Below are 14,352 nucleotides of genomic sequence, written 5' to 3' on the forward strand. Positions count from 1 at the left end.
ATTTTTTATATTTTTGCTTAAAATAATTTAACAATGGCCGAAATCAGTATCTCCAATAAAGATTGGGAACGTGTAAAAATTAAAGTTCAACGCAAATACAACAACCTGAGCGATGAGCAATTAAAATATACCGAAGGACAGGAGGAAGCCCTGATAACCAAACTTATGGAGCTTGTAAACCGTAACAGGGAATATGTGGTGTTCACCCTGAAAAAAGCTTTGGTGAATATTGACAATAACAGGCTGTAAATAAGCGTTCAATTGTAAAAATCGATAAGCTTTTCGTATTTTTATATGCTTTAATGTTGTACCGGGTATGGTGATCTCAAAAAAATACAAAAAGATAGGCTTGTTTGCTGGCATTGTAACGCTGGCTGTTGGTGTTGCGGCTTTTGACGATGACCTTTTCCAGATCTCGAAAAACCTGGATGTTTTTGCATCAGTTTATAAAGAAGTTAATATTAACTACGTTGATAACGTTAACTCGGCCAAACTGGTAAAAACCGGCGTAGATGCTATGCTGGATGGTTTGGATCCCTATACCGAATTTGTACCCGAGTCGGAAATTGAAGATTATAAGCTGCACTATGTAAGTACCCAATACGGCGGCATTGGCGCAAGCATTTTTACCCGCAACGGCAAAGTATACGTATCTGATGTATTTGAAGGTTTCCCGGCGCAAAAGGGCGATATACACCCTGGCGACCAGGTGCTAAAAATAAACGACATTGATCTTAACGGAAAAAACAACGACCAGGTAAGCCTTTTACTTAAAGGATCAAAAGGGGCGGCCATCAAGCTCTTTATTAAACGCGATAATGTTCCTCAGCCTTTTGAAAAAAACCTGTTGCGCGATGAAATAAAACAGCCAAACGTATCCTACTTTGGTATGGTGCAGGGTAATATGGGCTATATTAAGCTGGATAAGTTTTTAGAAAACTCCGCAGCCGAAGTAACCAACGCCCTGGTAACCCTAAAAAAGAATAACCCTAATGGCATTATCCTCGATCTGCGTTCAAACGGTGGCGGTATTTTGCAGGAGGCTGTAAAAATCGTAAACCTTTTTGTACAGAAGGATGTAGAAGTGGTATCGCAAAAAGGAAAAATAAAAGAAAAGAATTTTACTTACAGTACCGTAAGCGCGCCGCTTGAGCCAAACCTGCCGTTGGTAGTATTGGTTAACAGTCATTCGGCATCAGCGTCAGAAATTGTTGCCGGCTCGTTACAAGACCTTGACCGGGCTATTATTATTGGGCAACGCAGCTATGGCAAAGGCCTGGTACAGCAAACTTTTAACCTGCCGTATAACAGCCTGGTTAAAATTACCATAGCCAAATACTATATCCCATCGGGCCGTTGCATCCAGGAGCTGGACTATACACATCGTAAGGACGATGGCAGCGTGGTTAAAGTTGCCGATTCATTAATCCACGAGTTTAAAACTAAAAATGGCCGCTCGGTTTATGACGGGAGCGCCATTTACCCGGATATTTTTATCAAACAGGAAAAATTTGCCAATGTAACCCAAGCGTTGGTGGGTAAGCTGCTGATATTTGATTACGCCACCGTTTACCGCGATAAGCATGCTAAAATAGCCGACACAAAATCGTTCGTGTTATCTGACGGCGATTACGGCGATTTTGTGAAATACCTGGCCGACAAAAACTATAACTACACCACCTCATCAGAAAAGGTACTGAACAGCCTGAAGACCGAAGCCACCAAAGAAAAACAGTTTACCGACATACAGGCGGAGTACGATGTACTGAAAGCCAAGCTGATGGCTACCAAAAAGAACGACCTTCAGCTACATAAGGACGAGATTAAGCAGATACTTGAAAACGAGATAGCCTCCCGCTATTACTACGAAAAGGGCCGCTACGAAGTAAACTTTAAATACGATAAAGAACTGGCCCAGGCCGTAAAAACCATGCAGGATAAAACTCAGCTGGCATCCATCCTTAAAGGCGAAGGCAATTACAAAGTAATTGGTAAACCGATGCTGGCCATGGCAGGTAAAAAGGTTGCGGCCGAGAAAGACACCGACGACGACAATAACTAAACTCCGCAACTGACAATTAGCCCCTCTGAAATTATTGTAACTGATTAGTTACTCCCCCGGCCTATGCTTTAAACTAAACTTTTTCTGTCGGTTATTGTCATACATCGAAACAAAACGATAGCACTATGAAAAAGATAATTTTAACAGCCGCGATATTTTTAGGCTGTTTAGCAATAAAGCCCGCAAGCGCCCAGATTAGTTTAAGTATTAATATTGGCAGCCAGCCCGAATGGGGGCCAACCGGTTATGACAGGGCCGATTATTACTATATGCCCGACATTGATTCATATTATGATGTAAACGCGCATCAGTATGTTTATTTTAACAATAATGTATGGGTGCACTCGGTTGCGTTACCGCCCCGTTACAACAATTACGATGTTTACCATAGCTACAAAGTGGTAGTTAATGAGCGTGCACCATGGGTGCATAACACGGTTTACCGTACCAAATACGCAAACTATAGGGGTAGACATGATCAAACTATTATCCGCGACAGCCGCGAGGTTAAATACAAAAACCATTGGACAGGTAATGGCCGGGGCAACTCGCGCAAGGTAATTATACACAAAGAAGTACGCAAAACCAGCCATGGCAATAAAAGGCATGGTCACAAAGATTAATTTTTGATTGCTAATTTTTAAATACAAAACAGGTTTCCGATAAAATGGGGGCCTGTTTTTTGTGTATTGAACATGCGTCTCGCATGGAGGTTTGATTTATATTAAACTTTTTTGATTTAATATTGTCATACATCCAAACAATGCTACCGGTTGGCAATCTATTGATGGTTAACAAGGGGCACTACTTAAAAAACAAAACAAATGAAAAAGATCATCCTGTCGGCAGCTATATTATTAAGCTGCTTCGTTATTAAAACAGCCAGTGCCCAGGTAAGCGTAAGTTTAGGGGTAAACATAGGCAGCCAACCGGCCTGGGGGCCTGTTGGATATGATTACGCCAATTATTATTACATGCCCGATATTGATACTTACTATGATGTGCCAACACATCAATATGTATACTTTGATAATAATGTGTGGGTACACCGCGCCTATTTACCGGTACGTTATCGTAACTATGACTTATACCACAGCTATAAAGTGGTAATTAATGAGCGCTCCCCATGGGTAAGAAACGATGTTTACAGAACAAGGTATGCCAGCTACAGGGGCCGTCATGACCAGGTTGTTATACGCAACAGCCGCGATGTCAGGTATGCCAATTACTGGAGAGGCAATCATGACCGTAGGGTAGCGTACACCCGTGGTAATGGCCACTTTGACAATGGAAACCATGGTGGCCGCGGGCCACAGTTTCATGGCAACGGCGGCGGTCATTTTGGTGGCGATCATGGCAACCATGGTGGCGGCGGTGGTCGTGGCAATCATGGTGGAGGTGGAGAACATGGCGGTGGTCATGGTCATCACTAATAACCAAATAAAAACAGCAAAACAGGCCTCCGGTAACATGGGGGCCTGTTTTGTTTAAAACGGGTTGGCAATATTTAGGCATCCCTAACTATTACAAACCGACTGGTTTTTATTTATGTTTGTACGTTCCCAGTTCAACAACGGATGTATACATTATCAGAAGAAAATTATCTAAAGGCCATTTACCGTATCGCACAGCAAAAGGATGTTAAAATAACGCCAACTGCTATAGCCGAAGCGCTGGGTAATAATCCCGCCTCGGTAGTTGATATGATCAGGAAGCTTACCGAAAAGGAGCTGATTGCCTATGATAAAAAGGTGGGCGTAAAGCTTACCCCACAAGGTTTAAAAGATGCCATACTAATTGTACGCAGGCACCGCCTTTGGGAGGTGTTTCTGTTAGAAAAACTGGGCTATCATTGGGACGAGATCCACGATATTGCCGAAGAACTTGAGCACATAAGTGATGCAACTTTGGCCGATAGGCTTGACAAGTTCCTGGGCTTCCCTGAATATGATCCTCACGGCGATCCCATTCCAAAAGCCAACGGAAAGGTGCCTAAATCATTTTCGGTAACGTTAATCGATCTTAAACCTGGTGCGGCATGTCGCGTGGCTGCCGTGCGCGATACCAGCAATTCGTTTTTGCAATACCTTATCAAGCTTAATATTGGTATAGGTACCCACATCCTGCTAATTGAAAAAATACCTTTTGACGACTCGCTGGTAATCAGTATCAATGGTAAGGAAAACACTACCGTGTCGCAAAAATTTGGCGAGAATATTTTGATTGATTGAGAGGCGGATTTTTTTCAAGCGAAGGCACTAAGGAGCAAAGAAAGACAAACAAATACTTTGCGCCTTGACTTCTTTGCGTATTTGCGCGAAATAAATAGCCCTTTTGACTATTTGAAAAAAGTGTCATTTTTTTGTCTTTATTCCTTGCTATTTGCTCCAATTTATAGCCAAATCCCTGATTTACGTTATTCGCAATCTTGTTTTCATCTTATTTTCATATAAGCAATCTACCTTAGTTGTTGTAGAGGTGAGAGGTAACATTTTTGTTATAAACAAAATCATCCTACGGCGGGATTAGAGTAGTTTGATTTTTTGACGATAAAAAATTTATTTTATGCTGGCAGTAAAAACTTTAGGTAACAATTTAACCACCTACAAACGTAATGTACACGCTATGGGTGATAAATTTGAGATTAGTGTGGTTGGAAGTGATCCTTTATTGGCCAATGAACAAATAGAAATCGCTATCGACGAGATCAACCGGGTCGAAAAACTGCTTTCGGCTTTTGGCGACCACAGCAATATTAAACAAATTAACCGCGAAGCCGGTGTGGCCCCGGTAAAAGCCAATGGCGAAATTTTCAGGTTAATTAGCCGTGCTTTACAGATATCTGAACTTACACACGGTGCTTTTGATATTACCTATTTCACCGGTAATACCGGCAACGATACAACTTCGGTTGAAAACGTGACTGTTAAAACGGCCCCATACTCGGTAATGCAAACCAACTATCAAAATGTTGTACTTGATGCCGGCAAACAAACTATTTTTTTAAAGGAAAAAGGTATGCGCATTGGCTTTGGAGCCAACAGTAAGGGATACGCCGCCGACAGGGCAAAATTTATTTTGCAAATGAATGGCGTAAGCAGCGGCGTTATTAATTCAGGTGGCGATTTGCTAACCTGGGGCACACAGCCTAATAACAAACCATGGACGGTAGGCACTGCTGATCCGGAACAGCGGAAACAGCCATTTGCCCACCTTAACATTAGCAATATGGCTTTTGCCACATCGGTAAATGCCGAAAAATATGCAAGCATCAGCAAAAAAAAATTTCAAAGTATTGCCAGTGCCAATAAAGGTTTCCCGGTAAGCGAAATTAAAAGCGTAAGCGTGCTTAGCCCAACCGCCGAATTGGCCGATGCCATGGCATCTCCTATGATTAGCATTGGCATTAACGCCGGCATGTATTTAATTAACCAGCTAAATCAAATTGCCTGTGTTATTATTGACGACCAGGACCGCGTTTATATGTCAAAAGGCATCAGCATATAACACCTTTAATCTTATTTATTTTAAACCAATCATAATTATTCCGGCAAGCGTGTAATCACTTGTTTGTCTAAGCATTTTCTCTTGCTTAAATAAACAGGTGATAATTGTTATCAACAGTACCCCCAATTTGGGTATTACTGTTTATATTGACCGATATTTGAATATAATTTTAAGTTTTTCTTCCTCTCAATGGTAAAGTGGTTTGCGTATATTGTACTGTTATTGATATTTACGCCACATTTATCTGATGCCGGTACTACAAACAGCCCATCAAATCCTGTTGAATACCATTATACGGTTACGTTGCAGCATCATAATTTACCGGCCGATACTACGTTATCAAAAAGTAAAAAAGAGCAGGAAGAAAAAAATAAAATTAAAGAGGTAGCTAAAGCAAAACGGCAGGCCAAGCCCGCAAAGGTGAATGAAAACACTCTACCTGTGGCGCCCAAACCTAAGCCGAAAAGACAGCGCCGGCCCGAAGGGCTGGAGCGTCCGCCGGAAATACCTCGACGAAATGGCGATTAAACAGGTGGTTAACAAACAATTTACCAATTTTTGATGAAGTACCTTTGCTTATTTTTTTTTATTGCCGGCAGTAATGCCTTATATGCCACAGGTATTAACAACCGGTTTTTGACCGGTGGCAACATCCATATTGTGGCCGATACAGATACCATCATCAGGAAAAAATCTGTTTCGGTGGGGGTGAATTATGGCAGCGACGCCCTCTTTTTCGGACGTACCAGCCCTGTTAAATATCCCTTTGTTACCGGCGATGTTATTTATAACAGCAAACAAGGTTTTTTTGCGTATGGTTCGGTATTAAAGGTTTTGGGGTATGCGCCGGTTGATGAAGTTGATGTTGGCGGCGGATACTTTTACAAACTGTCTAAAAAGTTTTCGGGCACGGTAAGCTATACCCGGTTTATTTTTAATAAGCAAGCCAACGTAATCAAATCGGCTTCGTCAAATGATATTAACCTGAAAAACTCATATGATTGGAAGTTTTTGAAAACCAGCGTTATTGCGGACTACCTTTTTGGCAAATCAAACGATTTTTTTGTTACCGTTACAAACTCCAAATACATTGAAACAAGCTGGAGCATTTTTGATGATCAGGATTACCTTTCATTTAATCCATCATTCAATTTTATAACGGGAACCCAAAATTTTGTGCAGCGATACTCTGTAGACCATCGTTTTAAACAGGATATTGACAACATATATGTGTACGATGATGCAAACTCCGCACGGTATAACCGCAAGTTTAAAATGCTTAACTACAGCTTTAAGGTGCCCATTGCTTATAACAGGCCCCATTACACCCTTGAGGCTTCATGGCGTTATTCTATTCCGGTTAACGTAGAGGGGATGCTCGAAAACCATAAAGAATCGTTTTTTAACTTTACATTCTTCTACTTGTTTTATTAATACCAGCGCATGAATGTTTTAATTATTGAAGACGAAAAAGCGCTTGCACAGGAACTGGAGATATTTCTGACCAATTATAACTACATCTGCGAGGTTTGTTATAATGGTGCTTCGGCGTCAGAAAAAATTGCCACCAATTTATATGATTTTATACTGATAGATTTGGGTTTGCCTGATTACGATGGGCTCGATTTGTTAAAAGAGGTAAAAAAACAGGGTTTGGATGCGGCCTGTATCATATTAACCGCCCGCGCCGAAATCAACGACCGCATTAAAGGGCTTGACCTGGGTGCCGATGATTACCTGCCCAAACCATTTTCATTGCTTGAGCTGCAAAGCCGGATGCAAGCTATTATTCGCCGCAAGTTTGGGGTTAAAAATAATATTATAGACCTGGATGGTTTCCTGATTGATTTAACCAACCGCACCATATCATACGGTACAAGCATGGTTAATACCATCACCAAAAAAGAATTCGACCTGATTGCTTACCTCATCCTGCATAAAAACCGCACGCTTACCAGGATGCAGTTAAGTGAACATATTTGGGGCAGTGTGGTTAACAACGATTACGACTCCAATTATATAGATGCACACATTAAAAACATCAGGAAAAAATTAAATGCATTTGCATCGCCCGACTGGTTGGAAACAGTGCGGGGGCTTGGATATAAAATAAAGATAAACGCTTAATTATTTGAAATTAAGAACAAAGCTTACACTGTTTAACGCCATATCAAAACTGGTGATTGTGATACTTTTTGTATTGCTTGTACCCGTATTGATTAAAAATATAAGTAGCAGTTACGTTGATAGTAAGCTGATAAAACAAAAAAACAAACTGCTGCAAATTGTTAAAAGCCAGGGCATTGAAACTTATATAGTAAACGGCGAAGGCTATGGAAGTTACCTCCCGCTTAAAGATGAATACATAAGCCTTGATGAGGTTGACCCAAAGTATTTTTTAGATACCATTCAACGTGGTAAACGTCTTTTTAGCGAGGGCGACACGCTTGAGTACCGGATATTGAGCCATACCTTTAAGGTAAAAAACAAAAATTACCTCCTGGAAATTGGCAAAAGCGTTGATACTCTTGATGAAACCAGCATCCCCCTGCAAAACCTGGCTTTCCAGGTATTATTAGGCATGATATTGCTCACCGTACTTGCCGACCAGGTTTACTCCAATTATGTGCTTAAACCATTACGCATCATTATTAAAACCAAGCTTGTAGGCCAAAGGTTCCCAAATTTCCAGTCGTACCGAAAAGTGCGCACCACTACATCGGATTTTGAGCATCTTGACCTGAGCATCCACAATATGATTGAGACTATTGCCGATAAATTTCATAAAGAACGTGAATTTATCTCCAACGCATCGCATGAACTGATGACCCCGATATCTATCCTTCAGTCGAAAATTGAAAACATGTTTGAGGAGGAAGATATAAATGACGAGTTAAAAGTACGTTTGCTGGAGATGCAAAAAATTCTTAACCGGCTCAAAAGCATCACTAAAACCCTGCTCCTGATATCGCAAATTGAGAATGAGCAATTTTTAAAAGAAGATAGAGTTTCAGTAAGTGAGTTGTTGCAGGATGTTTATGACGAAATCTCCATTCGCCTGCAGGATAAAAACATAAGCTATGAAGTTTCGGTGCCCGATAACTGGTATATGGTAAACATTAATAAGTTCCTGCTTTTTAACCTGTTTTTTAACCTGATTAACAATGCTATAAAATATAACCGCGAGGATGGCAGCATCAGGGTTGCGGCAGTGGCCGTACATGATAAATTTATAATAAGCATAACCGATACCGGGATAGGAATAGATGCCGAAGCGCTGCCTCTGATATTTAACCGCTTTAAAAAATTCCGCCAATCGCTGCAGCAGGATAGCTTCGGCCTGGGCCTGCCCATAGTAAAATCTATAGCCGGCTTCCACAATATCGAAGTTGACGTAGTATCCGAAAAAGATGTAGGTAGTACTTTTAAGCTCATTTTTCCGGCTACATTGATAATTGTTGGTTGATCTGCTCTTCGCATTCCTCTTGTTGTATCGGGAATTTTACATTTATGTACTAAAAATTAGTCAGCCTATTAGATTAAGGCTAAACAATAATCATTTTTCAAATCGCTACTTTCGTAATTGTTAATAAAATAAAGCAGTAGTGTGTATTTGTCTTTATTGGCAGCCAATTTATGCCAATTTTGCTTTTGGCACCTGCTTTGCAAACGGAAGTATATATATACATATTATTATTATGAAATCTCTAAAAATTAAGGTAGCAACTTTCAGTTTAGCATTAGCTACGGTTGGAATATTAGGCTCGGGCTGTAATTCATTAACCAAAACACAAAAAGGGGCTGCTATTGGCGCTGGTGCCGGTGGTACTGTAGGCGCTTTTATTGGTAAGGCTGCGGGTAACACTGCTTTAGGTGCTATTATTGGTGGCGCCGTTGGTGGTACCGCAGGCGCATTTATTGGCCGAAATATGGATAGGCAAGCTGCAGAAATTAAACAAACAGTTCCCGGCGCTACCGTAACCCGCGAAGGCGAAGGTATCCTGGTGAAATTCGACTCGGGCATTTTATTTGATACCGACAAATCGGCTTTAAAAGCCGAAGCGCAAAGCAATTTGCAAAAACTGGCTGTATCGCTTCAAAATAACCCCGAAACTAATATTTTAATTGTTGGCCATACAGATAATACAGGAAGTGATGCACATAATATGGATTTATCCATTCAAAGGGCTCAAGCTGTAAAATCGTACATCGCGGCCCAAAATGTTCCTGCATCACGCTTACAAACTTCGGGCAAAGGTGAAACAGAGCCAATTGCCGATAACACAACAGTTGATGGACGTTCAAAAAACCGCAGGGTGGAAATTGTAATTGTTGCCAACTCAACAATGAAAAACCAAGCCAAACAATCGGCTCAATAATATAATAGTTAAGATAGAGTTAAAAAGAAAAACCTGGCCTTTGCGACCAGGTTTTTCTTTTTTGGTACGCCCGGCACGGGCGCAAACTATAGGGTGAATACCTCCAATGCAAGGGTTAACCAAAGGCACTGGGGGGAGTAGCTGACTTCCTACTTCGGCCCGTAAGTTACTATCGGAATGATCATCTCTTCCAACGAAATTCCCCCGTGCTGGAAGGTTTCGTTATAAAAGTTAACAAAATGATTGTAGTTGTTCGGGTACACAAAATAACTATCCTCCTTGGCAAATACAAAGCTCGAGCTTAAGTGCAGCTTGGGCAACATAGCATCGTGCGGATTGCGGATGTGGAACACTTCTTTGGCGTTATAGTTCAGGTTTTTGCCTTGTTTGTAACGTAAATTGGTATTGGTATTCCTGTCGCCAACAATTTTGCTTGGGTTTTTTACGCGGATGGTACCGTGGTCTGTAGTAATAATCACCCTAACCTGTTTCTGGGCCAAAAACTTCAACAGATCAAACAGGGGCGAATGCTCAAACCACGAGAGTGTTAATGACCGGTAGGCCGCATCATCACTTGCCAGCTCGCGTATCATCTGCATATCGGTACGGGCGTGCGATAGCATATCAACAAAGTTGTAAACAACCACATTCAGTTCGTTGTTCATCAGGTTGCTAACCGACTCATTCAGCGCACGGCCTTCGTCGATATTCAAAATTTTATGGTACGAGTATTTGCAGTCGCGGCGTAACACACGTTTCAAATGATCGGCAACAAATTCCGATTCGTAAAGGTTTTTGCCCCCTTCGTCCTCGTCGTTTTGCCACATTTGCGGGTAACGTTTTTCCATATCTAAAGGCATAAGGCCGCTAAAAATAGAATTACGGGCGTATTGGGTTGCTGTAGGTAAAATACTGTAGTAAGTATCCTCTTCCTCCATCCTGAAATATTCGGAGATGATAGGGTTGATGATCTTAAACTGATCGTAACGAAGGTTATCTATCAATATAAAAAACAGCGGCCCTTTGCCATCCATTTTGGGGAACACCTTCTTTTTAAACAACTGCGGCGAACTTGTAGGTGCCGAATCGGGATTTTTTATCCAGTTTAAATAATTACGCTCAATAAACTTGCAAAACTGCATGTTGGCTTCGGCCTTTTGCATGGTCAAAATCTCGTGCATGCCGGCATCTTCCAGTTTCTCCAGTTCCAGCTCCCAATAGATGAGCTTTTTATAAACGTCAACCCATTCCTGGTGGCTCAGGTTGTCGTTCAACGTCATGCCGAGCGTACGGAAGTCCATTTGGTAGGCCATGGTAGTCTTTTCGGTTACCAGGCGTTTATTTTCCGTTAGTTTTTTAATGGTAAGCAATATTTGCTTTGGGTGAACCGGCTTAATCAGGTAGTCATCTATTTTCGAGCCGATGGCGTCTTCCATCAAATATTCTTCCTCGTTTTTGGTTATCAGCACAATAGGAACATCATTATTAATGTTTTTTATTTGCTGCAGTGTTTCCAGCCCGGTTAGGCCCGGCATGTTTTCATCTAAAAAAACAAGGTCAAAGTAGCCGCTTTTGAAAGTATCAACAGCATCGTTGCCATTGGTTACGGTGGTAACCTTATAGCCTTTTTCGCCTAAGAAAAGTATGTGTGGTCGTAACAGGTCAATTTCGTCATCAGCCCATAAAATGGTGGTATCTTGCATAGTATCTGTAATTAAGTAGTCCGAATGATAAACGTATGAACCGGAATTCATCGAATTAAGGAATTATTTGAATTTTACATTAATAGTAAGTATTTGGCATTCAAACAATTCTGTTAATTCATAAATTCGATGAATTCCGGTTCAGAAATTATTCTGATTCAGTCAGTAAACCCCAAAGGGACGGATTTGTTGTTGATTAGTAAAGGTATTAACAAAATTTAACAAACATCACCGGCTTATTTTACCTTTGTTTTACATTTTTGCACTTTACTTAATCCATTGAACAAAAAGAAAATAATAAACGATCCGGTTTACGGTTTTATCAGCATCCCAACCGAACTGATATTCGACCTGATTGAACACCCTTACTTTCAACGGTTAAGGTACATTAAGCAATTGGGGATGACACACCTGGTTTATCCCGGCGCGCTGCACACCCGTTTTCATCACGCCATAGGTGCTATGTACCTGATGGATACTGCTATTGAAACCCTGCGTAACAAGGGCCACAACGTAAGCGACGAAGAGGAAGAGGCCGTTACTATTGCTATATTACTGCACGATATTGGCCATGGGCCATTCTCGCACGCTTTGGAGCGCACCATTATCGAAGGGATTGACCATGAGGATATTTCATCTATGCTGATGAACAAACTCAACGAGCAGTTTGATGGCCGCTTAACCATGGCTATTAGTATTTTTAACAATACTTTCCCCCGTAAATTTTTGCATCAGCTGGTTTCAAGCCAGTTGGATATGGACAGGCTGGACTACCTTAATCGCGACAGCTTTTTTACAGGAGTATCCGAAGGGGTGATCAGCTCCGAACGGATCATCAAAATGCTGAACGTTAAAGACGATCATATTGTCGTCGACGCGAAGGGCATTTATTCGATTGAGAAATTCTTGATTGCCCGCAGGCTCATGTACTGGCAGGTTTATCTGCACAAAACCGTAATTGCTGGTGAAGAGTTGTTGGTTAAGATATTTAAACGCTGCCGCGAGCTAACCATAAAAGGTGAAGATCTTTTTGCTACACCGGCCTTAAAGCATTTTATAAAAGGCGGTATCAGTAAAGATGCCTTTATGAACCAGGATCATCACCTGGAAACTTTTGCCAGTTTGGATGATACCGATATTATGGCAGCAGTAAAAGTTTGGACCGGGCATAACGATTTTATATTATCAACGCTGTCGCAAAACCTGGTTCAGCGTAAGTTGTATCATGTAGATATCAGTAACAAACGCCCTGATAAGGAATTTGTAAACTCGCTTATCAAAAAGGCGATAAAAAAATACAACCTAAGTGAGCAGGACGCCGGGTACTTTGTTTTCACAACATCCATACGCAATAACGCCTATACCGCCGGCGACGGCAACATAGGTATCTTAATGAAAGATGGTCATGTACATGACATTACAACGGCCAGCGATAACTCCAATTTGGAGGCATTAGCAAAAACCGTAAAAAAATACATACTTTGCTACAGTAAGGAACTGATTTAGTGAGTGGTGAGCGGTGAGTAGTGAATGCTTGCCAATGATTTTCCTAATCATTCACTACTCACCGCTCACCACTCACAATTAATATTTGCTGCTTTAATTATAACATTTAAATTTGTCGATGCAATTTACTGCCCAGGATATAAGTTTTCTGCTTAACGGAACGGTGGAAGGCGACCCTTCGGTTACTGTTAATCAGTTGGCTAAAATAGAAGAAGGTGCCGCCGGCAGTCTTTCTTTTTTGGCCAACCCCAAGTATGAGCAGTATTTATATACTACCAATGCTTCTGTAGTTATTGTTAATAACGATTTACAGCTTACCGGCCCGGTAGCGGCTACACTTATCAGGGTAGAGAATGCCTACAGCGCGTTTTCGGTATTGTTGGAGAAATACAACACTTTTAAGCTTAATAAAAAAGGTATCGAGCAGCCTTGCTTTATACACCCAACAGCCCAAATTGGCGCCGAGCCTTATATAGGGGCATTTGCCTACATTGGTCTTAACGCAAAAATTGGCGATAACTGCAAAATTTACCCCAATGTTAACATATCAGATAATGTAACCATTGGCAACAACGTTACCTTATTTTCGGGCGTTACGGTTTATTTTGATTGTGTAATAGGCAATAACGTTATTGTACACTCTGGCGCGGTTATTGGCAGCGATGGTTTTGGTTTTGCTCCTAATCCCGATGGCAGTTACACTAAAGTGGCCCAGATAGGTAACGTTATCCTGGAAGACGATGTTGAGGTTGGCTCAAATACCACTATCGACAGAGCAACCATGGGGTCGACGGTGATACGTAAAGGCGTAAAATTAGATAACCTGATTCAGATTGCCCATAATGTAGAAATTGGTGCAAATACCGTTATCGCCGCGCAGTCGGGCATATCCGGAAGCGCTAAAATTGGCGAGAATGTGATTATGGGCGGCCAGGTTGGTTTGGTTGGCCATATCAGCATTGCAAACCGTTCGCAGTTCCAGGCACAATCGGGCGTTAGCCGGACTATTGCCGAGGAAGGAAAAAAATGGGCGGGTACGCCTGCTACGCTATACAGCGCAAACATGCGTTCAAACGTGGTCATAAGCCGCCTTCCCGAATTGGAGAAAAGAATAAACGAATTAGAAAAAATAATAGCAGAATTAAAGAGGGACAGTCATTAGTCATTGGTCATTAGTCATTGGGTTTTTGCTTGA

14 protein-coding genes are annotated in these 14,352 nt (G+C 41.4%); 13 read left to right on the plus strand and 1 reads right to left on the minus strand.

Features of this window, described 5'->3' with window-relative positions:
* Nucleotides 1-33 precede the first annotated feature (33 nt).
* The 11 genes from BMX56_RS00835 to BMX56_RS00885 all read left to right on the plus strand — a co-directional run bounded on the left by BMX56_RS00835 (nucleotide 34) and on the right by BMX56_RS00885 (nucleotide 9,948).
* Nucleotides 34-249, plus strand: coding sequence for a hypothetical protein (locus tag BMX56_RS00835; protein ID WP_090638442.1), 216 nt, complete (start codon nucleotides 34-36; stop codon nucleotides 247-249).
* Nucleotides 250-316: 67 nt separating this feature from the next.
* Nucleotides 317-2,062, plus strand: a complete 1,746-nt coding sequence (locus BMX56_RS00840; RefSeq protein WP_090638446.1) for a S41 family peptidase — start codon at nucleotides 317-319, stop codon at nucleotides 2,060-2,062.
* 125 nt (nucleotides 2,063-2,187) lie between these two features.
* Nucleotides 2,188-2,685 carry a hypothetical protein gene (locus BMX56_RS00845; RefSeq protein ID WP_090638450.1) on the plus strand — a complete coding sequence of 166 codons (498 nt, stop codon included), beginning with the start codon at nucleotides 2,188-2,190 and terminating at the stop codon, nucleotides 2,683-2,685.
* A 201-nt stretch (nucleotides 2,686-2,886) separates the two neighbouring features.
* Nucleotides 2,887-3,495, plus strand: a complete 609-nt coding sequence (locus tag BMX56_RS29985) for a hypothetical protein (protein ID WP_090638453.1) — start codon at nucleotides 2,887-2,889, stop codon at nucleotides 3,493-3,495.
* 144 nt (nucleotides 3,496-3,639) lie between these two features.
* Nucleotides 3,640-4,293, plus strand: a complete 654-nt coding sequence (locus BMX56_RS00855) for a metal-dependent transcriptional regulator (protein ID WP_090638458.1) — start codon at nucleotides 3,640-3,642, stop codon at nucleotides 4,291-4,293.
* A gap of 334 nt (nucleotides 4,294-4,627) precedes the next feature.
* Entirely contained in the window at nucleotides 4,628-5,569 is a 942-nt protein-coding gene (locus BMX56_RS00860) for an FAD:protein FMN transferase (RefSeq protein ID WP_090638462.1), read from the plus strand.
* 189 nt (nucleotides 5,570-5,758) lie between these two features.
* Nucleotides 5,759-6,097 (plus strand): hypothetical protein, encoded by a 339-nt coding sequence (locus BMX56_RS00865; protein ID WP_090638468.1) that lies wholly within the window; start codon nucleotides 5,759-5,761, stop codon nucleotides 6,095-6,097.
* Between the two features lie 33 nt (nucleotides 6,098-6,130).
* Nucleotides 6,131-7,003: a hypothetical protein gene (locus BMX56_RS00870; RefSeq protein WP_090638473.1), complete on the plus strand. Its 873-nt coding sequence runs from the start codon at nucleotides 6,131-6,133 to the stop codon at nucleotides 7,001-7,003.
* Nucleotides 7,004-7,012: 9 nt separating this feature from the next.
* The gene (locus BMX56_RS00875) at nucleotides 7,013-7,696 is read left to right on the plus strand and encodes a response regulator transcription factor (protein ID WP_090638478.1); all 684 of its coding nucleotides are present in this window, start codon (nucleotides 7,013-7,015) and stop codon (nucleotides 7,694-7,696) included.
* 4 nt (nucleotides 7,697-7,700) lie between these two features.
* Complete coding sequence (locus BMX56_RS00880) at nucleotides 7,701-9,035, plus strand: sensor histidine kinase (RefSeq protein ID WP_090638484.1); 1,335 nt, start codon at nucleotides 7,701-7,703, stop codon at nucleotides 9,033-9,035.
* Between the two features lie 232 nt (nucleotides 9,036-9,267).
* Nucleotides 9,268-9,948, plus strand: coding sequence for a YiaD family glycine zipper/OmpA-like lipoprotein (locus tag BMX56_RS00885; RefSeq protein ID WP_090638488.1), 681 nt, complete (start codon nucleotides 9,268-9,270; stop codon nucleotides 9,946-9,948).
* A 149-nt stretch (nucleotides 9,949-10,097) separates the two neighbouring features.
* Here the strand turns inward: BMX56_RS00885 and BMX56_RS00890 are convergent, their stop codons facing one another.
* Nucleotides 10,098-11,651 carry a T9SS response regulator signal transducer PorX gene (locus BMX56_RS00890; protein ID WP_090638493.1) on the minus strand — a complete coding sequence of 518 codons (1,554 nt, stop codon included), beginning with the start codon at nucleotides 11,649-11,651 and terminating at the stop codon, nucleotides 10,098-10,100.
* Nucleotides 11,652-11,930: 279 nt separating this feature from the next.
* Between BMX56_RS00890 and BMX56_RS00895 the strand changes: the two genes are divergently transcribed.
* Both BMX56_RS00895 and lpxD read left to right on the plus strand, forming a co-directional pair.
* On the plus strand, nucleotides 11,931-13,157 hold the full coding sequence (locus BMX56_RS00895) for an HD domain-containing protein (protein WP_090638497.1): 1,227 nt from the start codon (nucleotides 11,931-11,933) through the stop codon (nucleotides 13,155-13,157).
* A gap of 118 nt (nucleotides 13,158-13,275) precedes the next feature.
* Nucleotides 13,276-14,319 (plus strand): UDP-3-O-(3-hydroxymyristoyl)glucosamine N-acyltransferase, encoded by a 1,044-nt coding sequence (gene lpxD, locus BMX56_RS00900; protein ID WP_090638501.1) that lies wholly within the window; start codon nucleotides 13,276-13,278, stop codon nucleotides 14,317-14,319.
* Nucleotides 14,320-14,352: the final 33 nt, after the last annotated feature.

It is taken from the genome of Mucilaginibacter sp. OK283 (assembly GCF_900110415.1).
GTDB lineage: Bacteria > Bacteroidota > Bacteroidia > Sphingobacteriales > Sphingobacteriaceae > Mucilaginibacter.

Excerpts from the sequence above, each read along its gene's own strand:
- BMX56_RS00835 (WP_090638442.1), top strand. The coding sequence starts at position 34 with ATGGCCGAAATCAGTATCTCCAATAAAGATTGGGAACGTGTAAAAATT.
- BMX56_RS00840 (WP_090638446.1), top strand. The coding sequence starts at position 317 with ATGGTGATCTCAAAAAAATACAAAAAGATAGGCTTGTTTGCTGGCATT.
- BMX56_RS00845 (WP_090638450.1), top strand. The coding sequence starts at position 2,188 with ATGAAAAAGATAATTTTAACAGCCGCGATATTTTTAGGCTGTTTAGCA.
- BMX56_RS29985 (WP_090638453.1), top strand. The coding sequence starts at position 2,887 with ATGAAAAAGATCATCCTGTCGGCAGCTATATTATTAAGCTGCTTCGTT.
- BMX56_RS00855 (WP_090638458.1), top strand. The coding sequence starts at position 3,640 with ATGTATACATTATCAGAAGAAAATTATCTAAAGGCCATTTACCGTATC.
- BMX56_RS00860 (WP_090638462.1), top strand. The coding sequence starts at position 4,628 with ATGCTGGCAGTAAAAACTTTAGGTAACAATTTAACCACCTACAAACGT.
- BMX56_RS00865 (WP_090638468.1), top strand. The coding sequence starts at position 5,759 with ATGGTAAAGTGGTTTGCGTATATTGTACTGTTATTGATATTTACGCCA.
- BMX56_RS00870 (WP_090638473.1), top strand. The coding sequence starts at position 6,131 with ATGAAGTACCTTTGCTTATTTTTTTTTATTGCCGGCAGTAATGCCTTA.
- BMX56_RS00875 (WP_090638478.1), top strand. The coding sequence starts at position 7,013 with ATGAATGTTTTAATTATTGAAGACGAAAAAGCGCTTGCACAGGAACTG.
- BMX56_RS00885 (WP_090638488.1), top strand. The coding sequence starts at position 9,268 with ATGAAATCTCTAAAAATTAAGGTAGCAACTTTCAGTTTAGCATTAGCT.
- BMX56_RS00890 (WP_090638493.1), bottom strand. The coding sequence starts at position 11,651 with ATGCAAGATACCACCATTTTATGGGCTGATGACGAAATTGACCTGTTA.
- lpxD (WP_090638501.1), top strand. The coding sequence starts at position 13,276 with ATGCAATTTACTGCCCAGGATATAAGTTTTCTGCTTAACGGAACGGTG.